This window comes from Muribacter muris, assembly GCF_001038205.1.
Lineage (GTDB): Bacteria > Pseudomonadota > Gammaproteobacteria > Enterobacterales > Pasteurellaceae > Muribacter > Muribacter muris.
This window is the reverse complement of record NZ_JWIZ01000056.1, coordinates 15,184-38,796: the sequence shown is the minus strand read 5'-3', so window position 1 is coordinate 38,796 and position 23,613 is coordinate 15,184. Positions and strand designations below refer to the sequence as shown.

The following is a 23,613-nucleotide window of genomic DNA, read 5'->3' as shown; positions in this document are numbered from 1 at the left end:
ATGCGTGTTAATTGCGCAGAAAAATTAGTCAAATTCAAACCGATACATCAAATCGACCGCTTGATTGATGCTTGAAACCCATTGTAAATAGAGATTTGGCGCTAAACGGTAGCGTAGGGTTAATTCCGTCAGCGGCGCAAAAATCCCGACCCCGTATTTCACCCGAAATTTCGGTGTTAAGCTACCGCTTACCACCACTTTGGTGTTGTCGCCAATCCCTGCGGTACTGACATTCAGATCATTGATACCGAACGCACTGCCGACCCCGCCGACCATCTTACTACTTTTTGATAGGCTCATACCAATTAAAGCGGCGGCAATGGAATTGCTCGACCCCGCATCGCCGCTGCCTTCCAGCCCTCTCCCAGTGAGAATATAAGAGAGGATTTGATCCTGCGGCATTGACGGGGTGGAGAACAGTTTCACTTCCGGCGCATCGGCAATTCCCGTAACTTTGACACCCGCTGTCACTTTGCTGTCTTCAATCGCTTCAGGATTGCGGATCGCCTCAATATCTAATGTCGGCTGAGTCGGTGATCCGGTGAACGAGATTAAGCCTTTGCGGATCACCAAATCCTGCCCGAACGACGCAAATGTGCCGTTCTGCAAATTCACTTGTCCGTATAGCCCTAGTCCTTTATCCCCTTGGCGAACTTTCACCTTGCCGTTGAGATCACTTTTCAGCCCGTAGGCATCAATTTTGACATCATTACCGACATTAATATCAATATTGGCTTGAATCGCCATACCGGAATGAGTTTGTGCCGGCGGCTGACTCAAGATTGCCGCCGCTTTTTGTCGAGCTTTGCCACGCCCGTCCATAATCACTTCGTCTTGGCTGACCGCCACCGCACTTTCCGGCAACGCTTCTACGGCAATTCTTGCCCACGGAATATCCACTTTACCGCTTAAAATCAAGGCTTTCGGAGTCGCTTTTACTTCAATATTCGGGCTAACATCCACTTTTGCCATATTCGGCATATCAACCCGAAAACGCTCTGCCCTCGCTTTGATACGGGTATGCCACGCCTCTAATTTTTGCCAATTGGCATCCCCTTCCAGCACGAGGTTACTCTCTTTGGTTTGTACATTGCCGTTGAGTGTGGAGGTTGCCCCGTTAAAATTCAGGCTTAACCCACCGCCTGTTACCTCAAACGGCATAATATTGGAACGAGCCGTCAATGCACTCAAATTCAAATTGCCGTAAAGCAACGGCGATAATGCCGTACCGCCTAAGGTTAGGCGTGCGTTTATCTCGCCACCGACCTTTTCCCCCGCACTTAACAGCGGTGAAATCACGCTGAGGTTAAGCTGCTCAAGATTAAGTTTACCCGACAATGCCCGTTTGTTTGCCAGATCTTTCATCACCAAATCACTGCTGATTCGCCCGTTTTTCTCAAGCTGAATATCGGTCTGCAAATTAAGTTGATTATCCGCCAATTTTGCCCGTAGTTTTACCGGCGTCAAATGGATCGGAAAGCGGCGATGGTCGATCTGTTGCACCACTTTAATGCTGTTCGAGCCTAACTCCACGTTTACTTGCGGGGCTTTATCGGCAAACCACGATGCCGTACCGTTCGCATTGATAATACCTGCAACTTGGGTTTCTTTGGCTAGAAACGGCTGAACCATCGCTAAGTCAAACCGTTTGAGCTCAAAAGGCACTTTCCCCTCTTTACCAGCACTAAACGCCTGTGGGAAGCAGAGCTGTAAATTTGGATTACGCCAACAATGTGCGCCGATATCCGCTTTGAGTTGCGAGTGATGATAAGCAACTGCTACGGCTTGCTCGTTTTTCCACTCCCCGGCCGGCGACTGAATAGCGACATTTTGCAGTTTTCCTTGCCAACGCTGCTGCAAGCGGTCGAATTTACCGGAAATTTGCAAATTTGCCCCAACCGGTTCGCCTTGGGCAATCAATTTTACCTGATGATTTGCTTCACTCCCGCTTGCGGTAAGGTTGGCATTACTGATTTTCACGTCATCGTAGGCAAATTGACGCAGCCCCACCGTCAAATCGCCCTTGATCTCATTTGCCGAGCTGATATTGCCTTTTGCGGTGAGGTGTTGAAATTTAAACTGTTCATAGCTGACATTATTCGCACTCACATCAAGATCCAAGGTCGGTTCACTTAATTTACCCAACATTTTCACTTTGCCCTGTACTGCAGCATTAAAATTCGGCACAAGCCCTTTCAAATTCGGGGCGTTGATATCCGCACTAAAATCGGATTTATCGCCGATAACCCCTTTTAACTCAATCCGATTTTCGCCATAAATTAAATTGGCTGCCGGCACGTTCAGTAGGGTTTGTGCATCTGCTTTCAATGCACCGGTCAGTTGTAACCGCTTTTGAAAGAGATTGCCGTGCAGATCGACATCAGATAGCTCAACCGCCCATTGCTCGCCCTTTTCCCCTCGTGCCACATAGCCACGGGACTTCAATGCCCCCGACAATACCGCCGCCCATTCCGGTATGAGCGATTTGGTATGAATATCGTTCAACTGCAATGCTGATTGCCATTCCACGCCGGTTTGCCAATCGATGTTACCCGCTAGCTGCGCTTTGCCTTGTAAGGTGTTGAGTGTGAGATCCGCCACATTAAAATGGGTCAAACCGCCCTGCCCTTTGAGCTGTAACGCACTCTTCGGCACGCCCATACCGGCGGCTTCTAACTGCGTATCAAGACGGTAATCCAGCAAATCCCCCTGAATGGCTAAATCGACCTGTTTGAGTTGCAACGGATCTTGCCCTTTTTCGCTAATAAAGGGGTAACGGATCGCTGCACTTTTCAACGCCAAATTAAACGGTGTTTTCGGTTCGGCAAGCTGTACGCTACCTTGTAAATCGGCATTGATTGCCCCTGACGTTGTGAGCTTTAAATGAGTTGCGTCAAACAGCTCACCGGATAACGTCATTTCAGCTTCACTTGCCGGTAATTGAAAATCAGGCAATGCCGGCATATTCGCATTTAATTTCCAACCTAACGGATAATTTTTCGCTAACGTCAGCAGCCCTTGCCCGTTCAGATCGCCCTTATCACTTTTAAACAATAAATGTTCTAATGCCACCGATTTTTCATCGGAATGGGCTTTTAGTTGAAGTTCTGCAACGTTCAATAACGATTCGTGGCTCTCTGCCGTTTGACGCTCCAACCGTATATCCCTTGCCGAAAAATCCGCAATATTGACATTTAACGGCAATTTTATCGGGTCAAGTTTCGTCAGTAACGGTTCGGCAAATTGTGCTTTTAGTGCATTCCAATCGATCGGTTGTGTCGCCGAAACGGTAGATTTTGCAGATTTTTGCGGATTTTCGACCGCTTGCGGTAAAGACAGAGTCAGCCCTGCTAATTGGGTCGGCTCTAAATTTAGCTGCTTACCTTGTCCGGTAATGCCCGACTGAAAATGTTGAAGGTGAATTACCATATCATCCACTTTGACGCTGACATTATTCAGCGCAATCTGTTTGAGGGCAACGCCTAAGGGTAACTCAATCTCGCCGAGCGGCTTCTCCTCTTTAGGGGCGGCAGGCGGTAATTTAGCAGTATCAATGTCAATAGCCGTATCCCGCAGCGACATATTTTCGATACAGGCACGGCGCTCCCATAAACATTGAAAACCGATATGCAGCTCCGCCTGCCCGACATTCACCTTGACACCGTCAGTCTGAAATTGTGTATCGGATAGCAGCAATCCCTCTTGTAAGCTGCCTTCCACCGTGCCTATCGTTAGCCCGTCCACCCATTTATCCGCCCAGTGCAATAATGTTCGCTGCCCCGTTGCCGTTGTCAAAAACAGAAGTGGCAATACCAGTAAGAGGATCAGCCCGATAATTGCCCGCCATAGCCAACGCCATTTTGATTTTTTCGCTGTCGGCGTGGTTTGCTCGTGAGTGTCTGAATGAGCCGATGTTGTCGTCTGTTCGTGCTGCATAGTGATAATAAATTATAATTCTGAACCTAATCCAATATAGAATTGAATCCCTTTTTCATTGCTCGGCGAACGCACCGGCGTGGCAAGATCAAATTTAATTGCACCGATCGGCGATGCCCAACGCACGCCTACCCCAACGCCTGAATGCAGTTCCTTAGCCTTATATTGACGAGTGGCAAGCCCTGTATCATAAAATACAGCTCCCCACCAATTCGGGTAAACTTGGTACTGATATTCCGCTGTGGCAGTGGCAAGGTGTGAACCGCCGGTCAGTTCGCCGTCCTTATTTTTCGGCGAAATTTTCTTATAACCAAAGCCCCGCACACTCATATCCCCACCGGCAAAATAACGTAACGCCGGCGGAATACGCCCAAATTCGCCTGCTTTTAAGTAACCGAGCTCACCTCGCAGATAAAAGCGATGCGCATCGGCATAGGTTCTGATCCAAGCTGTTGATGCTTTCGCAGAATAAAAATTCACATCCGATCCCCATAGTTTACTGCCCCAATTTACCGTCAGCTTTTGGGAATCCCCCCACAATGGAAAACGCTGCCCATCACTACGAGTGCGGTTTAATGAGGCGGTCGGATAGAGTAAAAGCGTTTTAAATTTATCATTTGCCTGCTCGAAGGCATCATAACGGGCTTTCATTCCTAACGAAAAATTCCAACCGGATTCATAATTCCAAAACCGCTGAAATGCCAAATTAGCACCGGTAAATTTGGTATTGTTCTGCTTTTCCCGCTCTAAACCGCCGGAGATTTGGTAATAATGGTTAATCGGATCGTTTTTCAGCGGAATATTATACCCAAATTCGATTTTTTGTTCTTTCGGCGAAAAATAGCTGTTCATTTCCAAGCTATGTCCGCGATCATTGATCCACGGTTTTTTCCAGTTTAATTGGAAACGGGGCCCAACCTGCGTCATATAGCCGATACCAATCTCCACATCATTTTTTTTCTTCGGCTGTAATAATACGTTCAGATCCACCGTCTTTTTCTCGCTGTCCAATTCCGGCTCAACCAATACCGAAACAAACCAATTACTCGATGAAAAATCGCTAGATAATTTTGAGAGATCATTGATGTGGTATTCATCACCTGACTGAATGCGTAAAACTTGAGTTAAATAATCCTCACGAATTTGGCTGTTTTTAAAGCGAATATCGCCATAACGATAGCGTTCACCGCTGTAATAACCCAAACGCCAATCCGCCGTGTGAGAGCTAGGGTAGACTTCCAAACGGTGATAACGCCAATTCCCGTCAAAATAGCCTTTGGATTGGGCAAGTTTCTCAATATTGCTCTTGAAATTATCGTAAGTTTCGTGATTCAGGCGAGTGCCTTTTGCCGGAATGTCCTTTTCCAGCAACTGCTGAAAATCGCTATCCTGTGCCGCTTGCCCTTGAATATCGACCTCCCGCTCGTCTAATCTAACCGGTTTATCTAGGCTTACCTTTAACGTCAGCAGATCTTTTGCTGGTGCTTTGCGTGGTGTTAAATGAAAATGATATTGGGTGTTGTAATAACCCAATGCCCGCAACGCCTTATCGACGGTTTCCCGAACCACATACTGATAACGCTCCGAGCCGTCTGCTTCATCGTTGCTCACTTGGGACAAAAAAATCCGCACATTGTTATAAAGTTCTTTATCCTCAATTCCTTCAATTTTGAGCCTAACCGTCTGCTCGGCAAATACCAACGGCGTTGCTACCAATAATGCCAGATAATGTAATTTGGTTTTTAGCATAATTTTCTCTTAATTATTCGGTTCAAAATAGCCTATTACCTTAAAGGATCGCAGTTTGTAGCCTTTAACGTCATCGTCTTCCTTAAAGCGGAAAGAGAGATCATCTAAAATCACTAATCCTCCATCAAGTGTTGGCAAATAGAGTAAATCTAGACTATCTTTCTCGATTACTTCAATATTTCGAAGCTTTTGGGTTAAATCAATCCCTCTTTTTCTAAAAAATTGAAGAATATGATGACCGTCAATTTCGATTTTCCTCTCTTTATCATTAACAGTATCACTCAATATCAGGAAAGTCTTTGTAAAATCAAATCCCTCCTCATCTGGGGATTCATAAAAGGAAAAATAACGATCAAGCGGTAAAAAACGTCGATATTTATTCAAGTCAATAAAAGCATATCTCGTATTGTCTATACTTATCGAGAAATATTTCAAATCTTGCTGAACATTTAAATCGCTAAGTTTATCTAAATGCGCTTTACCATATAAATTTACCCATTGAGGTTGCTTGGTTATATAGGCATTAATAATGCCCACAAGTTCCTTATACTTTTTGCCATGCTCAAATTTTATGCTGTAATCCTTCAGTAATACTTCCGGCTTAATCTGATTATGATGATCAATTAATTCTAATTCAGTTGCAATTCGCATAAAACGAGCATATTGACTATTCATCGCAATATCTTTTGGTGAAATAACCATTGTTGTGAAAAAAATAATACCTATCGCAATAGCATAAAATATACGGTAGAAAAATAACTTAGGTATAAAACAATATAATATGTAAATAGATATACCAAGAGAATATGCAATCAAGTAAATACGTGATTCTGTTAAGCCGTAGTGAGTAACACGTTGTGCAACCGCAAACCACAATAGTCCTAATGGTAGGATAGATAACCAATGGAAATAACGATAAAACTTCTGCCATTTTGACACATTTAATACTAAATTCAGTGCAATACATAATGCTCCAAGACATAAATAGGGCAGAATAATATTTGCTGTTTTACCATTTGGCAGACTGAAATTAATCAAAATACCTAAAATATAGGCGTATATAACCACTGTATAAAGAATAACAAAAGGGGAAATAATAAAATTAACAACAATACTGCCTAATCTTAATATAGCCTGATTATTGATAAATTGTTCTTTTTGTTGTTCAAAATAAAGAAAGAAAATCGGCATACAGAAAGAATAAACAATAATTATCGCCTTATTATCAGAGAAATCCGTTATCCCAAATAGTAATTCAATAGCATATTCCAGAAAAAGTACCATAAATAGCACAATAACTGATAAGAATAATGCAAACCCTAAATGCAATAAAATTCTCACACTACTGGAAACCAGTGCTTTATTATCTTTATAAAAACCTTGTCCAATAAACAAGATAAAATGAATATATAATAATCCCCAATATATTGGACTATGAGTATAAAGACGGCTATCCAAACCGACATACATAACAACGCCAATCCCTAAAATAGCGTAAATTACCGACAATCCATACCATTTTCGATAAGCGGAGAGGATATAGCTCATCATAAAAAGCAAAGGAAAAGCCTGAAAAAGCCCTAACATATTCTCATCAGAATATTTATTAAAATATGCTGGATTTAGGAATAGATAAAAGAGCGTCAGCACACAGGTTATCACAATCTCAATAGGGTGTGTTTTGACGATTTCAGCAATATTAATGCGATTCAATATCTGTCGGATCATTTTCATAGTTACTCCTTCGGCACACCTCTAAGTAAAGGGACTGATTGATAGGGTTCAACGGAGGTTAGTGCCGGTTCAATATCAAATAGCATAATAAACGGCTTCGGCGGGGCAAGCGGCTCATCTCGCCATAACTGACTAAGGCTGACCAATTCAATATCATCGGGTAAATTGGCAATGCCTTGTTTCAACACTGCCACACTGTGTTTACGGGGATGCCCGATGATAATCGCCGTCCCGTGCTTACGAGCATAATGAATCGCTGCATTAAATTGCCGTTGTACATCGGCAAGTTCATTACTGTCATCTAAAAAGAGATGACGTTCCAACGCTTTTACGCCAACTTTTTTTGCCGTTTGATAAGCAACGCTATTCCCTGCGGTTTTGCTATCCAGAAAAAATAATTGACGGCTGACCAGTGCTTTCATCAAATACGTCATTGTCTGTTGATCGGTGGTCGCTTTACTGCCCATATGATTATTCAAACCGATAGCGTGCGGTACTTGGCGGCTGGCAGACTGAATAAGTTGGGCAACGGCTTGCTCGTCCATTCCCACTTTTAAGCTGCCGGATTCAATCGGTTGATGGCTATTTTGCGGCTGCATCGGCAGATGAATGAGAATATCCCGTTTCTGTTCAAAGGCTTGCTTCGCTCTCGCCGTGGCATAAGGTGCAACGGGAATAATCGCTACGCTCACTTGATTGGGTAACGCATAAATTTCGCTATCTTCTTTTGTGCGATAACCAATATCATCAATGACGATCGCCAATTTTGCCGACTGTACAAGCGGTGCGAACAGACACAAAATTTGCAAAAAAAGGGGGAAAAGCCAGCGCTTGTTCATACTAATTTACCCAACGTAACGGATTGACCGCTTGCCCTTTGCGGCGAATTTCAAAATACAATGCCGAGCGGCTTTGCCCGCCGGAATTTCCCACGCTGGCAATGGTTTGCCCCTGTTGAACACGGCTGCCTTTGCGTACCGATAGCGATTGGTTGTAGCCATAAAGCGACATATCGCCGTTTCCGTGGTCGATCACCACGACTTGACCGTAACCTTGCAACCAATCGGCAAGGATAACCCGCCCGCCCGCAATCGCTTTAACTGCCGAGCCTGCCGCCGCCTGAATGACGATCCCGTTCCATTTCAGCTCACCCATTTGGGTCGAACCAAAGCGATTGACAATTTTGCCCGCTACCGGCATCGCATATTTGCCCCCGCCTAAACCACTGCCAGCACGCACCTGCTGTTTTTCCTGTTCGGTCGGTTGCCGTTTTTCTTCGCTGCTTTTCTTCTGTTCCAGCTTGGCAATTTCACGCTTTTCCTGCTGCGCCGCTTCATTTGCTGCTTTGGCTAACTGATTGCGTAACGCATTTTCGTTCGCTTTCAATTCGTCCAAGCGGTTTTGATCTTGCGCAAGGGTTTTGTCTAGCGAACGGATCGTACTCTCCCGCTCGTTTTTCACTTTTTGCAGATCTTTTTCCTGCTTTTTCTGCTCGTTTAACTGGGTTTGCTGCCCTTTTTGCTGCCCTTTCAGCTCGTCTCGGCGGGCTTTTAATTCTTGTTGAGTGCGGCGTAGATCATAAATGGCATCAATCCGCACTTGATTGATATGTTCATAGTATGCGCCCATTCGGTCGGCATTTTTAGCCTCCTCCGAGAGTAAGCGTTCTAACACGGAGGGGTGAATCCCCGAGCGATAAGCCGAGTCCAACTGCTCTTTCAGCCGCTCCTTTTGCTCTTTTTCCAATTTTTCCAACCGCTTGATCTCCTGCTCGGTTCGGGCGATCGCTTGGCGGGTTTCCGTAAGGGTAAGCTGTGTCTTTTTCAGCTCATTTAATACTTTTCCCATTTCAATTTCTTGATTTTTCAAGGTAGATTGCAAACTGTCCCGCTTTTTTTTCTGCTCGGCTATCTTAGTTTGCTGTTGCTCAATCCGCTGTTGAATTTGAGACAGATCATTCGCCACACTGTATTGTTGTGTGCCGAAAAACAGTGCCGAGGCTATTATCAGAAAAATAAACGGGCGGCTTTTCACTATCTCTCCTTTCAAATCCATCAATCGTAAGGGGTTATTCTAATCGGTTATGAGCAAAATGACTATGATTTTTGCGTGCCTCGCCTAGATAAGCACTATACCAAGGGTGATATATATGGCGGGTCGTTTCAATTTGGTAGCGTGTCGGAAAGAAGTATACTCGGATCATTCCGTGCTGCGCCGTATTAAACACCTGAATAGAATGTGCTTGTAAACGGGCGGTTACACTGGGGTGCGGGTGATGCCAAGGATTCCAACGCCCCGCCGAAATCAGTGAATATTGAGGCTGAAGATGGGCTAATAAGGTTTGGCTGGTACTGGTTCGGCTGCCGTGATGCCCGATCTGCAAAAAATCTACCTTACCAATCTGTGCCGCATAGTGCCGTTCCTGTGCGATTTCGCTGTCGCCGGTAAACACCAAACGGTGCTGCCCAATCTCTACTTTCAACACACAAGAATCACGGTTTGTCGCCCGCACAGCGAGATGTTCCGGGTAAACCGCCTGTATCGACATTGCCCCAAAGTGCCATTTTTTGCCTGCCAGACAGGGTTCAGCCACCCTATCAGCATAGCGGTTACGCCCCGATAAGATCAGCCGCGCCTGCGGATATGCCTTGAGTAACGCACTGACACCGCCGGCGTGATCGTTATCATCGTGGCTGACAAAAATCGCTTCAATCTCAATGCCTTCTCGCCTTAAATAAGGCAAAATCTCCTGCTCGGCAACGGAACGGGCAGACCAACTCGCACCGGTATCGTAAAAAACCGCCCGTTTCTGACCGCTTGCCTGATAGACCAACGCCATTGCCAAGCCTTGCCCGACATCAAAATGCAGCCATTCGGCAATCGGTTGCTTTCGCCCCAAATCGACGATAACACTGCCACGATTAACCAACCCAAATAACATACCACTGATAAGCCAGTAACCTCTGCTTTTTTGCCATAGCCAACCATAAATCCCCGCTAACCCCAATAAACTAAAGCTAGCCACGCCGAGCTGCCGGGCTTGGGATAACGGCAACCAGTTCTCTGACAGCGGCGTAATCAGCCACAGGCTAAATTGGGCGATCCAATCTGCCAGCGTCCAACTCGCCAAAAGGTTATCACTCACCAAACTAAATAAAATTGTCGGGACAAGCACAAAGCTATACAGTGGCACAATCAACATATTAGCGAAAAATGCAACGGGTGAAATGCCCTCGAAAAACCACAGTTGAACGGGAGTAAACACCAGCAAAATGCCCAACTGCAAATGCAACAACGCAATGCACAAGCGGACAGATTTCGGGCATTTTTTGCAAAAGAGCCTATCATACCAATGATTGAGCGGAAAATATTGATACCAAAAAATCAACGTAGCAACTGCTAATACCGATAGCCAAAAACTTTCCGACAAAAGTGCCAACGGGTCGAAAAGCAGTAGCAGCGCCACCACTCGCCACCATAGTTGCCACGGCGTATAGTAACGGCGTAGTTGCTGGCAGCCGAGTACCGTACAAATTGCCACTAACGCCCTCAAAGTCGGGATCGCAAAACCGGCTAAAAAACTGTAGCCAAATGCAAAACACAATCCGCACCATTTTGCCCAAGACAGAGATTGCCCAGCCCCGTGCAATCTGCCCCAACGTAACAATCCCCATTGCAGTGCCTTTGCCAACCAAAAGCCAAAGCCAAACGCCAGCCCGATATGCAAGCCTGAGATCGCATCAAATGTGCCGTTGAGGTGTGCTGAAAACCTTGCCACGCCTTAATAGATAACCACGCCCGCTCACCAAAGGCTAAAGCCAACAGTAGTGCTTGGTTCGGCAAGTCGGCGGTCTGTTGTTGTACCCGATAGAGCCAATTTGCCCGTAATGATGTCGGCGGCGAAAGCAACTGCGCCTGCTTGACCGTACCAAGCCCGTGAATATGTTGGGCGAAATACCATTTCTGCCGATTAAAATTGCCGTGATTTAAACGTCCTGAAATCGGGCGTAAATGCAAGGTGGCTTGGTAACGGGCATCAAACTGCAACGGCGTTTCCGTTTGCCAAGCCAAAAATAAGCGTGTGCCGTCTGCCAATTCGGCAATCGCCGTTTGATAATCCTGTTGCTTGAGAATTTGCAAAATATGAATCGATTCAACCCGCTTGCCTGTCGGAAAATGCTCCGCCTTGTGAGCAATTTTCATCACCTGCCCGTAACTGACAGCAATCAATAGTGCTAGTAACAAAGGCAGTCCTGCTCTTTTGACTAAGCCGACCAGAAAAAACAGCCACGCAATGCCCATTCCGACAGATAAAAAGGCGTGTGGCAGCCATAATATCGGCAAGAGGGACAACACAAACAGCAGGCAAAATCGATCGAGGTTCATTGCATTACGGTAAGAAAAATATCAAGCAGTTTGAAAGGAAGTTTGCCGATATACAACGGCTAAAGGGGGGGTTTACGATCGAGATCACAAAAATAAAAAAGCACGTTGCTCGGAACGTGCTTTTTAGAGGAATTGATTAGCAATTATTTATCATCTGCCATACTGACCGCTGCGGTAAAGAGTACATCAGTCGAGGAATTTAACGCCGTTTCGGCAGAGTCTTGAATTACACCAATGATAAAGCCAACACCGATCACCTGCGCCGCTACATCATTCGGGATATTAAATAAACTACACGCAAGCGGAATTAACAGCAGCGAACCGCCGGCAACACCGGACGCACCGCAAGCGCAGATCGCCGCCACCACACTTAATAGCAATGCTGTGGCAAAATCCGGTGTAATGCCCTGTGTATAAGCAGCGGCAAGGGTTAAGACCGTGATGGTAATCGCTGCCCCAGCCATATTGATATTCGCCCCCAACGGAATGGAGATAGAGTAAATCTCTTCTTTTAGCCCTAAACGTTTGGCAAGCCCCATATTCACCGGAATATTGGCGGCAGAACTGCGGGTAAAGAACGCCGTTACACCGCTCTCACGCAAGCAGGTAAAGGTCAGCGGGAACGGGTTGCGGCGGATTTTCCAAAAGACCAACAATGGATTTAACACAAACGCCACAATTGCCATTGCCCCTAGTAAGACCGCTAATAAGCGGGCATAGCCGTGGAAGGCTTCAAGACCATTGACGGCGACCGTTTCAGCGACCAAACCAAACACCCCGATCGGTGCAAAAGCGATCACCACTTTCACCACAAAAGAGACCGCATCGGATAAATCGTTAAGGAAGATTTTGGTACTCGGTGCGGCATGGCGTAACGCAATACCCAACCCGATTGACCAAGCCAAAATGCCGATAAAGTTCGCATTCGTCAGTGCCCCCAACGGGTTATCCACTAAGTTGAAAATGACTACTTTCAACACTTCGCCCACGCCTTGTGGCGGCGCAAGGTTGTCCGGACTGGTTACCAACTCCAGCGTGGTCGGGAATAGATAGCTCACTGCAACGGCAGTCAGTGCCGCTAAGAATGTGCCTAAAAGGTATAGCACTAAAATCGGTTTTAAGCGGCTATCGCTGCCTACCTCTTTGTTCGCAATGGAGGCGATGACCAAGCAGAAAACTAAAATCGGTGCGATTGCCCGCAAAGATTTCACGAAAAATTGCCCTAACACGCCGACATTAGCTGCCCAAGTCGGATTAAGTAATGCCAGTACAACACCTAATATAAGACCAACGGCGATACGCAATACCAGATTGCCGCCGAGGATTTTTGAAGATAATGATGGTTTGCTCATAAGGTTTCCTGTAAGACCTAACGGAGAGAAAATCGAGGTTAATTGCCCCCGAATAAAATAAAGAGTGATGAGATTAGCCCAAAAACCGCCAAAATGAAATAGTCAAGCGGTCATTTGTGGGCATAATTTTGCAAAATCGGTGATTTTAATTGCAAAAGAGGCGAGATTTTACACTATTTTATTTTCGTCCTTCATAGCTTTCGGGTAGAATAACGCCAATGTTATTCCTTTTTAACCTATTATGAAGCCCGAAAATAAAGCCAATTTTCAACGTGTGCTGAGAGCCGCCGGCTATTCGCTGAAAGGCCTCAAAAGTGCTTATTGTTACGAAGCTGCATTTCGTCAAGAAGTGTGGCTTTCTTTTTTATTGATTCCGCTCGGTTTATTTCTAGGCGATAACGCCGTTGAAAAAGTATTGCTCACGGGATCTGTTCTGTTGGTATTAGTCGCCGAACTGTTAAACAGTGCGGTGGAGTCAGTGGTCGATCGTATCGGTTCGGACTATCACGAACTCTCCGGACGGGCAAAAGATATCGGTTCTGCTGCCGTGTTTATGGCAATGGTAACGTGGGGCTTGACTTGGCTGCTACTCTTATTTTTCTAAATAGGCGAAAAATGCCGCCGAACTGCCCGCTTGTACGGAGTAGATAAACGATGAAAAAAGCGATTTTTATTCTTATCGGTCTCTTAGTCGTGTTGGTTGGCTTTAATCTGCCCAAGGTAAAACAGATAATGTCAGATATTTTGCCAGACTATCTCGCCGGCGAGCTAGCTATTGCGGCGGATACCTCCATTGATCGCCTTGTGGTATTTAAACATAAGCGGCAAATGTGGGCATACCGAGGTGAGCAATTAGTCAAAATTTATCCGATAGCCCTCGGCTTCAACCCGATCGGACATAAACAATTTGAGGGCGACGGCAAAACGCCCGAAGGTATTTATCGCATAAATGAACGTAACCCACGCAGTGCGTATCATAAAAATTTGGGCGTTTCTTACCCGAATGCACAAGATACTGCCTACGCCCAATCTCAAGGAAAATCCCCCGGCGGTTTGATAAAAATTCACGGGCTGCCGAACGGGCGTGGCGACATCGGCAAATTACATTTGCTCAAAGATTGGACGCACGGTTGCATTGCCGTAACAAATGAAGAAATTGACGAACTGTATCGCACGGTCATTCATAATGCGGTCATTGATATTCGTCCCTAATGAACACTGGGAATATTCCCTTTCATCACACAAAGGTACTTGCTATGAAATTTAAGAAAACCCTGCTCTCCGTTGCTTTGCTCTCTGCCACGGCAATGGCATACGAAACGGATAAAACCTACCAATTTACCGTGTTACACGTCAATGATACACACGGTCATTTCTGGAAAAACGATAAAAGCGAATACGGTTTTGCCGCACAAAAAACGGCGATTGACGCTGTGCGTAAAGAGGTCGCTGCCAAAGGGGGCGAAGTGTTGTTACTTCACGCCGGCGACTACAACACCGGTACACCGGAATCCGATATGCAAAACGCCCGTCCGGATATTGAAGGAATGAATATGCTCGGCTTTGAAACGCTGGCACTGGGTAATCACGAGTTTGACTCCCCGCTACAAGTGCTTGCAATGCAAGAGCAATGGGCAAACTTTCCGTTCTTATCCGCTAATGTCATCAACAAAAAAACCGACAAACCGCTAATCAAACCTTATGCCGTATTTAACAAAGGCGGCTTGAAAATTGCCGTGGTCGGTTTAACCACGGAAGATACGGCAAAACTCGGTAATCCGGAGGTTACCGGCAATGTGATTTTTAACAACCCGATTGAAGCGGCAAAACAAACCCTTGCCGAAGTAAACGAAAAAGAGAAGCCGGACGTTCGCATTGCACTAACCCATATGGGCTACTATTTTGACGGCAAGCACGGAATGAATGCACCGGGCGATGTAACAATGGCTCGCAACCTCGAAAAAGGTGCGTTTGATTTGATCGTTGGCGGTCATACTCACGACACAGTCTGTTTAAACGATGAAGGGACAGGCTTAAAAGCAAAATATACCCCCGGCGATACCTGTAAACCGGATTTCCAAAACGGCACTTGGATTGTACAAGCGGGCGAATGGGGTAAATACTTAGGTCGTGCCGACTTTGAATTTAAAAACGGCGAAACCAAATTGGTGAATTATCAGTTAATCCCGATTAACTTAAAACAGAAAGTGAAACTTGCTGACGGCAAATCCGAATATAAACTCTATCAATCGGAAATTGCCGAAGATAAAGCGGTGTTTGAGCATCTCAAAAAATACCAAGACGAAGGCGACAAATTACTTGGCGTGAAAGTCGGCGAAGTAAAAGGTGGCAAATTAGAGGGAGAACGTGATGTTATCCGCTTCCACCAAACCAACTTAGGCCGCTTGATTGCCCAGTCGCAAATGGAGCGGGTAAAAGCGGATTTGGCGGTGATGAATTCCGGCGGTATCCGCACCTCAATCCTTGAAGGTAATGTTACTTACAAAGATCTCCTCACCGTCCAGCCATTCGGCAATATGATTGCGACAGTTGATCTCACCGGTCAAGAATTGTTGGATTACTTAAATGTAGTCGCTTTAAAAGATGTTGATATGGGGGCATACCCGCAATTTGCCGGCGTATCAATGGTGGTCGATCGCACCGCCAAACAAGTCTCCGATGTAAAAATCGGCGGCAAAGCCCTTGATTTAAACAAAAAATATAAACTGTCCGTGCCGGATTACTGCGCAGCCGGCGGCGATGGCTACCCTGTATTGAAAAAGCACCCAAGCTATGTCAATACCGGCTTTATTGATGCGGAAATGCTTAAAGCCTATTTTGAAGAAAACTCCCCGATCGATGCCTCAAAATTCGATCCGAAACAAGACATTATCTTCAAATAATCAAGTACAAGCGGTCGGATTTGCCTAAAAATTAACAAATCCGACCGCATTTTAAAAAAATTGAAATTTAAATTAAAACCGAGTAAATTATCATCGCCGCTTAGCTTATTCAGCGGTGTAATGTTAAGACACAGGAGATCTTCATATGAAAAAACAACTCTCTATTCTTGCTTGTGCAGTTTTACTTTCTGCTTGCGGCAGTAGTAGTGGTGGCTCATCTTCAAATGATGCTGCACCGAAAGCGAACACCCCGAAACCAAGTGTTAATCAAGAAACCCCGAACAAAGGTGTTCAAAATCAAAATACAGCGAGCCCTTTCTACAGTCTAAGCAGCAAAGGAAATATTGAGTTTAAAGATACAAATAATATCCATCAATTAACTATCAATGGTCAAACAATTGATCTTGCAAATATTGGTGGTGCAAGTGTCAATGGTTGGAAAACAGAAGGCTTCGACTTTTTCGTAGGTGGAAAGCGTGGTTCTAGCGATATCAGTGTTTATACAAGCTCTCCAAATGTTACCGTTGGAATTATGCGCAGTAGCGATGTATTTGCTTTCGTAAACGGTAAAGCAACGGATGTCTCACAACTTCCGACCGGAGTTGTTACCTATAACGTTAAAACAAATAGTGCAACTATGAGTGACTTTGGTATAGCTCACGGTAAGATCACAGCTAACTTCGCGGATAAAACCTTATCCGGCACACTGACTAATGATATTAAACTTAATGCCAAAATTGACGGCAATAAATTTGCTTCCGAAAACGGCGCAGCCACTCAAGTGAAAGGTGGTTTCTTCGGTGAAAATGCAAAAGAAATCGGCGGTATATATAAAACCAATGAGCGTGTAGGGGCATTCGCAGGTCAAGCTCAATAATACACTAAAAATCAAAAAACTAAAACGCATAACCAACAATTGGTTATGCGTTTTTTTTATGAAATGACTTAACGTAAAAACGCCGGGATATTACGCTCGTACTCTGCGATTTTCGCTTCGTGTTGTAAGGTTAAGCCGATATTATCTAAACCGTTTAACAAGCAGTGGCGGCGGAACTCGTCAATTTCAAAATGATACAGTTTTTCGCCCGCTTTCACTGTTTGGGTTTCTAAATCAATTTCGATCTGCTTGCCTTCATTTGCCCATACCCATTGGAACAGTTCCTCCACTTCCTCTTCGGTGAGGCGTACCGGTAGCATATGGTTATTTAAGCTGTTATTGTAGAAAATATCGGCAAAACTCGGGGCAATCATTGCTTTAAAACCGTAATCCGCCAATGCCCACGGCGCGTGTTCACGGGAAGAACCGCAACCTAAATTCTTGCGAGCCAATAAAATTGTCGACCCTTGATATTGCGGGTAATTGAGTACGAAATCGGGATTAGGTTGAGTGCCCTCCACATCGAGATAACGCCATTCGTGGAAAAGGTGTTTGCCAAAGCCGACCCGTGTAATCGCTTGCAAAAATTGTTTAGGAATGATTGCATCGGTGTCCACATTGGCTGCATCAAGTGGCACAACCAGCCCTGAAAGTTGTTTAAAACCTGCCATTTTTTCTCCTTAGTTCAATGAAACCTGACGAATATCCACAAATTTACCAAATACTGCCGCCGCTGCCGCCATTGCCGGACTCACAAGGTGCGTGCGTCCGTTACGCCCTTGACGACCTTCAAAATTACGGTTACTGGTTGAAGCACAACGCTCCCACTCGCCCAAACGGTCATCATTCATTCCCAAGCACATTGAGCAGCCCGGATTACGCCACTCAGCTCCCGCTTCAATGAAGATTTTATCCAATCCCTCTTTTTCCGCTTGCTCTTTTACCAAACCCGATCCCGGCACGACCAACACCCGTTTGACATTTTGTGCCACTTTGCGTCCTTTCATCACCGCCGCCGCTGCTCGCAAATCTTCAATGCGGGAATTAGTGCAAGAGCCGATAAACACTTGATCCACCGGAATGGTTTTTAGATCCGTTTCTGCGTCTAAGCCGATATACGCTAAGGCTTTTTCCGCCGAAGCTCGCGCAACAGGATCGCTCATCTGTGCCGGATTAGGAATACGTTGATCGATGCCGATTACCTGCCCCGGATTCGTTCCCCACGTTACCTGCGGTGAAATATCTTTAGCCTCTAAAGTTACGACCGTATCAAACTCAGCCCCTTCGTCCGTATGCAAGGTTTTCCAATAGGCGACCGCCTCGTCCCAATCTTTACCTTTAGGCGCGTGCGGGCGACCTTTTAGATAGGCAAAGGTTGTTTCGTCCGGTGCAATCAAGCCAGCTTTTGCGCCCATTTCAATCGCCATATTGCACACGGTCATACGCCCTTCCATCGACAAATCACGGATCGCTTCGCCACAAAATTCAACAACGTGTCCCGTACCGCCTGCCATTGTGGTTTTGCCGATGATGGCTAACATAATATCTTTTGCGGTAATCCCCGGTGCAACCTTGCCTCGCACCTCAATTTTCATACTTTTGGCACGGGCTTGTTTAAGGGTTTGGGTGGCAAGAACGTGTTCCACTTCGGAAGTCCCGATACCGAACGCCAAAGCACCAAATGCGCCGTGGGTCGCGGTATGAGAATCGCCGCATACAATCGTCATTCCCGGCAAAGTCAAGCCTTGCTCCGGCCCCATAACGTGTACAATGCCCTGCTCTTTGGTATTCATATCAAACAATGAAATGCCGTTCGCTTTGCAGTTTTTGTCTAACTCAAGCACTTGAATTTTAGCCTGACCCGCTAATTTTTGCACATCACGCACCTGTGTGGAGATACTGTGATCCATCGTGCCGAAAGTTTTACCGACTTGGCGGACTTGGCGATTGGCAACCCGCAGTCCGTCAAAGGCTTGGGGGCTGGTTACTTCGTGAATAAGATGACGGTTGATATAAATAATCGGGGTTTCCCCCGCTGCCTCGTGAACAACGTGGGCATCAAATAATTTTTGGTAAAGGGTCTTGCTTGCCATAATAATTCCAACTCAATCAATAATGAGGAAAACAACAAGCGGGGCGATGTGCAAAGAAATGTGCAAATCTGACCGCTTGCAATCGTTGTGAGAGAATATAACTGCTGCCAATTTAATTGTAAAATGCTATTTTTACGCTTTTTTTATATTTTTCTTCTATCAGATAGGCAAAAAAGGCTTAATTTAGACCACTCATCAACATTTTATGCTAAATAAGCACTATTTATCAGCAAGCATATCTTGCGCCTGTCTGATTACAAGGTTTTTTCTAAAATGGCACTTTTTTATTAAAATGCGGAACGATTTGAACAAATTTTTAACACTACGATGTTCATTTAGCTGAATTTGCCCCAAACGCCCCGCTTGTTGAGCAGATTAGGCTTGCTCGGAATGGGTGCTGCAGCAGAGAAAATAGTAGCAGACAAAAGACGCGAGGGTACAAAGCGCCATTGCATAAAGCATTGGTCGCTCGCTGCTCAACGGGATATGGGACAAGCCCGCCCCCACTAAAGAGCCAACCCCGAAACGAGCCGTGCCGGCAAGCGCATTCGCCGTCCCCGCCATTTGCGGATAACGGTCTAAAATTGCTGCCGAAGCGTTACTGCCGATAGTAGACACCATACCGACAAACACTGCAACGCCGATAGCCATTGCCCACAAGCCGAAGGAAAATGTCGCTGAAATCGCTAACCATACGCCCGCCAGTAATTGCAAAATTAAGCCAATGCGTAACATATTTTCCGAGCCGATTTTGGTAACCAATCGCCCGTTAATAAAGGTCATCACGATCAAAACACCGATATTCATCACGAAGAAATAACCAAAATGCTCCGGTGAGACGCCAAATAAGCCGATATAGACAATCGAGCCGGAGGTCAAAAAGCAGAACAGACCAGCAAAGGACAATCCGCCGACCAATACATAGCCGAGCGTTGCTCGATGGGCAATCAGCCCCTGAAAATTTTTCAACACCTTACCGAAATGCAGCGGCACACGCTTTTCAACTTTAAGGGTTTCGGGGATTTGCCACATTACCAATACGGTACATAATATCCCCATTGCCATTAAGGTATAAAAAATGGAATGCCAGTGAAACCATTTGGCGATGTAGCCGCCCATAATCGGTGCAATCAGCGGGGCAACCATTGAGATGATCATAATGGTGGACATCATTCGTGCAAATCGGTTACGTTCAAACAGATCCCGCACCAATGCCCCTAACACCACTGCGGGCGCAGCTCCAAATAAGCCTTGAACAAAGCGGATAAGGTAAAAATGCCCGATATCCATTACTTTGGTGAGAAAGAATGCCATTATCGCCCCGCCTGCAATCCCGATTAAAATAATCGGTTTACGCCCGAAGCTATCGGCAACCGGCCCCCAAAACAGTTGCCCTAATGCAAAACCAAGGGTAAACAGAGCAAGGGTGGTTTGCACTTTTTCTTGGGACACATTCAGATCCCGTGCAATATCAAGGAAAGAGGGTAAATACATATCAATCGCCAACGGCGGCAGCATTGATAGTAAGCCTAAAATAATGACAAAAAAGCCATTTAATCTAACGGGTTTATTCATAAAAATATGCTATCTCTTTTTCAGTTAACATTCTAAACTCGCCTTCCTCTAACGTTTCGTCCAACACCACATTACCAATCCGCCAGCGGTGCAAAGCCACCACCTTATTGCCCAATGCGGCAAACATTCGTTTGACTTGGTGATAGCGCCCTTCGCTAATGGTTAAATTGACATTGTAATCATCAAGAATTTCGAGCTTGGCAGGTTTAGTCAGCGTTTTTTCACCCCGTAGCAGCAGCCCTTCCGCCAGCTTTGTGCTGTAAAAGGCTTCGACCGGATCGGCAAGGGTAACGAGATACGTTTTTTCACAATGGTGCTTGGGTGATGTAATACGGTGAGACCATTGTCCGTCATCAGTTAAGAGAACTAAACCTGTGGTGTCGGCATCTAAACGCCCTGCACAGTGTAATTTAGTGCTAAGGGGATAGTCGAAAAATTGGAAGACACTGGGATAATCCCCGTCATCGTGTGAACAGACACAATGTTGGGGTTTATGTAGCATAACATACACCCCTTCGTTCAGCCAGTCAAGTCGCTGCCCCTCAAATACAATCTCATCGGCTTGTGAGATCTTTCTCGCACTGTTTTTTTCAATCTCGCCATTCACCGCCACCGCACCGGCACGCAAGGCTTTGCCCGCTTGGGAACGGGTTAAGCCGGTTTGTTCCGCAATAAATTTATCTAAACGCATTATATGCTCTCCACGCAATAAAAACGGCATTATAAAAGATTAGACTGACCGAGGTAAATTTTTGCAAGCCTTTTCCGCTATTCCTGATTATAATACTCGGCAATTTTGATTTTTTGGGGGGCTGCGTGGATACCGTTATCAACATCGCCATTTACTTACAGTTTTTCATCGGCTTATTTGCGATTGTCAATCCGTTCGGCACGTTGCCGATCTTCTTCAGTATGACCAACCATCAATACGAAGCAGATCGTAATAAAACCAGCCTGATCACCGCCGTTTCCATCGGTGTGATTCTGTTAGTCAGCCTCTATTTTGGGAAAATTATCCTTGATGCTTTCAGCATCTCCCTCAACTCTTTCCGGGTTGCCGGCGGTTTTTTGATCGTCAGCATCGCAATGACGATGATCAGCGGCAAACTGGGCGAGCATAAACAGAATAAAGAAGAAAAAAATGCTGATGTGTCCGAATACGACAACATCGCCGTTGTTCCTCTTGCAATGCCGATTATGGCAGGCCCTGGGGCGATAGGTTCAACGATCGTGTGGGGCACTCGCTACAATCACTGGATCGACTATCTCGGCTTTAGTATCGCGATTATCGCTTTCGCCCTGATTTGTTATGTTCTGTTTCGCTTTTCCGCCCCACTGATCAAACGGCTCGGCAAAACCGGCACTAACATCGTAACTCGGATTATGGGCTTAATCCTAATGGCACTCGGCATTGAAATTATTGTCGCCGGATTGAGCAATTTATTCCCCGGTTTAACGGCGATACATTAAAATGATGGGATATTGGTACGCTCAAGCGGTCGCTTTTGTGAAAAAATATGCCAAACTCACCGCTTGTTTATGGCTGCTTACCGGCTGCGATCCGCAAACAGTCCCGGCAGAGAAGAGCCAAAGCCCCTCGCCGCCACGGCTCAAACGGGCAATCTACTCAGCGTATCTGCAACTCGATCCGCATTTCGCTAAAGTGTCTGCCGATGCCGCACCGCTACGGGATTTACTGGTGGGCTTATGGGCGTTCGATCCAAAAGGACAAGCCGTGCCTGTGCTGGCGAAACAACAATTCAGCGATGACCAACAAAATTGGCTCTTTATATTGGACGAACAAGCAACTTGGTCAAATGGCGAACCGGTTACCGCGCAGGATTTTGTCGCCAGTTGGCAACGGCTTGCCGATCCAGCTCAAAAATCGCCGCTTGCGCCCTATCTCATCTATATGGGCGTTCAAAATGCCAAAGAAATCAGCCAAGGCGACTTGCCTCCCAGTGCACTCGGCGTACAGGCATTAAATCCGCACACCTTACAAATTCGGCTGCGTAAAGCCAACACGCAACTCCCTCAAATGTTAGCGCATTCCGCCCTCTTGCCAACTTATCGCGGGCTGAAACCGGCAGAAAACGGCGACTTTATCAGCAATGGTGATTATCATCTGCTAGAACACCGCCCGCAAACTCTTATTTTACAGGCAAATCGCCAAGATCTGCCCTTTCAGCAGGTGGCATACCAACTGATTACCAGTAAGCAAAACCCGCAACAGTTTGATATCGTGGAAAATCTCCTGCCACACTATCAAGGCGAGGCGAGAACGCTTCCCCGCCTTTGTACCTATTTCTATGAATTTAATTTTGCCGATCCGATGTTTAGCAATAAAACCGTACGCCAAGCGGTGCGAGCGATGATTTCCTCTGCGGAGGTCAGCCGTGGCGTTGGCTTGCCTAATCATTCCGTGCTACCCCGCACAATGCAAACCGTGCAAGATCGGCAGCTCTCTACCGTCAGTGCGGAACATCTTTTCAGCCAGTTAGGCTTAACACCGCAGCAGCCGTTGAAATTTACGCTCACCTACGATGCACAAGGCAACCACGAAGCCATTGCACAACGTATCGCCGGTATTTTGGGACGCTCCGATCTGCTGAGAGTACAGCTACAAGCGGTCGATTGGCGTGATTTGCTTGCAAAACGTAACGCCAAAGCCTTTCAATTTATTCGCAGCGGTTGGTGTGCCGATTACGCCGATCCGATGCTCTTTTTAACGGCATTTCATTCCCAAAGTCCTGACAATAAAAGCGGCTATGCCAATGAAACGGTCGATCGCTACCTCAGCGAGTTAGCCGAAAAACCGCTCTCAGTCGCTCAACGTCAGCAATATATTGAGGCGATTGTGGCACAACTCGACAATGACATTGCCATTTTGCCGCTGTTTCAATATCAACGAAAAATGTGGATTGCCAACGATATTCAAGGCGTTTTGCCTGAAAATGCCAGCGAAGTGATTTACAGCAAAGATTTATACCGAACAAAAGGAAAGTAAA

At 45.8% G+C, this 23,613-nt stretch carries 18 protein-coding genes; 6 read left to right on the top strand and 12 right to left on the bottom strand.

What is annotated here, in order from left to right; genetic code table 11:
• Positions 1-24: 24 nt before the first annotated feature.
• From tamB to sstT, 8 genes are all read right to left on the bottom strand, one after another.
• Positions 25-3,942 carry an autotransporter assembly complex protein TamB gene (tamB, locus tag RO21_RS08770; protein ID WP_064774267.1) on the bottom strand — a complete coding sequence of 1,306 codons (3,918 nt, stop codon included), beginning with the start codon at positions 3,940-3,942 and terminating at the stop codon, positions 25-27.
• A 6-nt stretch (positions 3,943-3,948) separates the two neighbouring features.
• On the bottom strand, positions 3,949-5,685 hold the full coding sequence (gene tamA, locus RO21_RS08765; RefSeq protein ID WP_047977412.1) for an autotransporter assembly complex protein TamA: 1,737 nt from the start codon (positions 5,683-5,685) through the stop codon (positions 3,949-3,951).
• Between the two features lie 9 nt (positions 5,686-5,694).
• Positions 5,695-7,419 carry a DUF4153 domain-containing protein gene (locus RO21_RS12195; protein ID WP_053067755.1) on the bottom strand — a complete coding sequence of 575 codons (1,725 nt, stop codon included), beginning with the start codon at positions 7,417-7,419 and terminating at the stop codon, positions 5,695-5,697.
• 2 nt (positions 7,420-7,421) lie between these two features.
• Entirely contained in the window at positions 7,422-8,258 is an 837-nt protein-coding gene (locus RO21_RS08755) for a divergent polysaccharide deacetylase family protein (RefSeq protein WP_047977411.1), read from the bottom strand.
• 1 nt (position 8,259) lies between these two features.
• A complete protein-coding gene (gene envC / locus RO21_RS08750; protein WP_047977410.1) occupies positions 8,260-9,474 on the bottom strand; it encodes a murein hydrolase activator EnvC in 1,215 nt (404 codons plus the stop codon).
• A 13-nt stretch (positions 9,475-9,487) separates the two neighbouring features.
• Positions 9,488-11,110, bottom strand: coding sequence for a DNA internalization-related competence protein ComEC/Rec2 (locus tag RO21_RS08745; RefSeq protein WP_338151727.1), 1,623 nt, complete (start codon positions 11,108-11,110; stop codon positions 9,488-9,490).
• Entirely contained in the window at positions 10,993-11,805 is an 813-nt protein-coding gene (locus RO21_RS13700; RefSeq protein ID WP_338151726.1) for a DUF4131 domain-containing protein, read from the bottom strand. Before RO21_RS13700 ends, RO21_RS08745 begins: the two co-directional genes overlap by 118 nt.
• Before the next feature lie 143 nt (positions 11,806-11,948).
• Positions 11,949-13,157 (bottom strand): serine/threonine transporter SstT, encoded by a 1,209-nt coding sequence (gene sstT / locus RO21_RS08740; RefSeq protein ID WP_047977409.1) that lies wholly within the window; start codon positions 13,155-13,157, stop codon positions 11,949-11,951.
• Between the two features lie 241 nt (positions 13,158-13,398).
• Between sstT and RO21_RS08735 the strand changes: the two genes are divergently transcribed.
• The 4 genes from RO21_RS08735 (at position 13,399) to RO21_RS12190 (ending at position 16,937) form a co-directional block, all read left to right on the top strand.
• Positions 13,399-13,761 (top strand): diacylglycerol kinase, encoded by a 363-nt coding sequence (locus RO21_RS08735; protein WP_047977408.1) that lies wholly within the window; start codon positions 13,399-13,401, stop codon positions 13,759-13,761.
• A 50-nt stretch (positions 13,762-13,811) separates the two neighbouring features.
• A complete protein-coding gene (locus RO21_RS08730) occupies positions 13,812-14,369 on the top strand; it encodes a L,D-transpeptidase family protein (protein WP_047977407.1) in 558 nt (185 codons plus the stop codon).
• A 44-nt stretch (positions 14,370-14,413) separates the two neighbouring features.
• Positions 14,414-16,060, top strand: coding sequence for a bifunctional UDP-sugar hydrolase/5'-nucleotidase UshA (gene ushA / locus RO21_RS08725; RefSeq protein WP_047977406.1), 1,647 nt, complete (start codon positions 14,414-14,416; stop codon positions 16,058-16,060).
• Positions 16,061-16,205: 145 nt separating this feature from the next.
• The gene (locus tag RO21_RS12190; RefSeq protein WP_053067754.1) at positions 16,206-16,937 is read left to right on the top strand and encodes a transferrin-binding protein-like solute binding protein; all 732 of its coding nucleotides are present in this window, start codon (positions 16,206-16,208) and stop codon (positions 16,935-16,937) included.
• A 68-nt stretch (positions 16,938-17,005) separates the two neighbouring features.
• Here the strand turns inward: RO21_RS12190 and leuD are convergent, their stop codons facing one another.
• The 4 genes from leuD to rsuA form a co-directional block, all read right to left on the bottom strand.
• Complete coding sequence (gene leuD / locus RO21_RS08715; RefSeq protein WP_047977405.1) at positions 17,006-17,608, bottom strand: 3-isopropylmalate dehydratase small subunit; 603 nt, start codon at positions 17,606-17,608, stop codon at positions 17,006-17,008.
• 9 nt (positions 17,609-17,617) lie between these two features.
• Positions 17,618-19,030 carry a 3-isopropylmalate dehydratase large subunit gene (gene leuC, locus RO21_RS08710; RefSeq protein WP_047977404.1) on the bottom strand — a complete coding sequence of 471 codons (1,413 nt, stop codon included), beginning with the start codon at positions 19,028-19,030 and terminating at the stop codon, positions 17,618-17,620.
• 375 nt (positions 19,031-19,405) lie between these two features.
• Positions 19,406-20,605, bottom strand: a complete 1,200-nt coding sequence (locus RO21_RS08705) for a Bcr/CflA family multidrug efflux MFS transporter (protein WP_047977403.1) — start codon at positions 20,603-20,605, stop codon at positions 19,406-19,408.
• Positions 20,598-21,296, bottom strand: a complete 699-nt coding sequence (gene rsuA, locus RO21_RS08700; RefSeq protein WP_047977402.1) for a 16S rRNA pseudouridine(516) synthase RsuA — start codon at positions 21,294-21,296, stop codon at positions 20,598-20,600. Before rsuA ends, RO21_RS08705 begins: the two co-directional genes overlap by 8 nt.
• A 125-nt stretch (positions 21,297-21,421) precedes the next feature.
• Between rsuA and RO21_RS08695 the strand changes: the two genes are divergently transcribed.
• The gene (locus RO21_RS08695) at positions 21,422-22,075 is read left to right on the top strand and encodes a YchE family NAAT transporter (protein WP_047977401.1); all 654 of its coding nucleotides are present in this window, start codon (positions 21,422-21,424) and stop codon (positions 22,073-22,075) included.
• A 1-nt stretch (position 22,076) separates the two neighbouring features.
• Positions 22,077-23,612 (top strand): peptide ABC transporter substrate-binding protein, encoded by a 1,536-nt coding sequence (locus RO21_RS08690; protein ID WP_047977400.1) that lies wholly within the window; start codon positions 22,077-22,079, stop codon positions 23,610-23,612.
• The last annotated feature ends 1 nt before the right edge of the window (position 23,613 follow it).

What these genes read in the sequence shown, in the direction of transcription:
- tamA (WP_047977412.1), bottom strand. Translation starts at nt 5,685, where the DNA reads ATGCTAAAAACCAAATTACATTATCTGGCATTATTGGTAGCAACGCCG.
- RO21_RS12195 (WP_053067755.1), bottom strand. Translation starts at nt 7,419, where the DNA reads ATGAAAATGATCCGACAGATATTGAATCGCATTAATATTGCTGAAATC.
- RO21_RS08755 (WP_047977411.1), bottom strand. Translation starts at nt 8,258, where the DNA reads ATGAACAAGCGCTGGCTTTTCCCCCTTTTTTTGCAAATTTTGTGTCTG.
- envC (WP_047977410.1), bottom strand. Translation starts at nt 9,474, where the DNA reads ATGGATTTGAAAGGAGAGATAGTGAAAAGCCGCCCGTTTATTTTTCTG.
- RO21_RS13700 (WP_338151726.1), bottom strand. Translation starts at nt 11,805, where the DNA reads ATGAACCTCGATCGATTTTGCCTGCTGTTTGTGTTGTCCCTCTTGCCG.
- sstT (WP_047977409.1), bottom strand. Translation starts at nt 13,157, where the DNA reads ATGAGCAAACCATCATTATCTTCAAAAATCCTCGGCGGCAATCTGGTA.
- RO21_RS08735 (WP_047977408.1), top strand. Translation starts at nt 13,399, where the DNA reads ATGAAGCCCGAAAATAAAGCCAATTTTCAACGTGTGCTGAGAGCCGCC.
- RO21_RS08730 (WP_047977407.1), top strand. Translation starts at nt 13,812, where the DNA reads ATGAAAAAAGCGATTTTTATTCTTATCGGTCTCTTAGTCGTGTTGGTT.
- ushA (WP_047977406.1), top strand. Translation starts at nt 14,414, where the DNA reads ATGAAATTTAAGAAAACCCTGCTCTCCGTTGCTTTGCTCTCTGCCACG.
- RO21_RS12190 (WP_053067754.1), top strand. Translation starts at nt 16,206, where the DNA reads ATGAAAAAACAACTCTCTATTCTTGCTTGTGCAGTTTTACTTTCTGCT.
- leuD (WP_047977405.1), bottom strand. Translation starts at nt 17,608, where the DNA reads ATGGCAGGTTTTAAACAACTTTCAGGGCTGGTTGTGCCACTTGATGCA.
- leuC (WP_047977404.1), bottom strand. Translation starts at nt 19,030, where the DNA reads ATGGCAAGCAAGACCCTTTACCAAAAATTATTTGATGCCCACGTTGTT.
- RO21_RS08705 (WP_047977403.1), bottom strand. Translation starts at nt 20,605, where the DNA reads ATGAATAAACCCGTTAGATTAAATGGCTTTTTTGTCATTATTTTAGGC.
- rsuA (WP_047977402.1), bottom strand. Translation starts at nt 21,296, where the DNA reads ATGCGTTTAGATAAATTTATTGCGGAACAAACCGGCTTAACCCGTTCC.
- RO21_RS08690 (WP_047977400.1), top strand. Translation starts at nt 22,077, where the DNA reads ATGATGGGATATTGGTACGCTCAAGCGGTCGCTTTTGTGAAAAAATAT.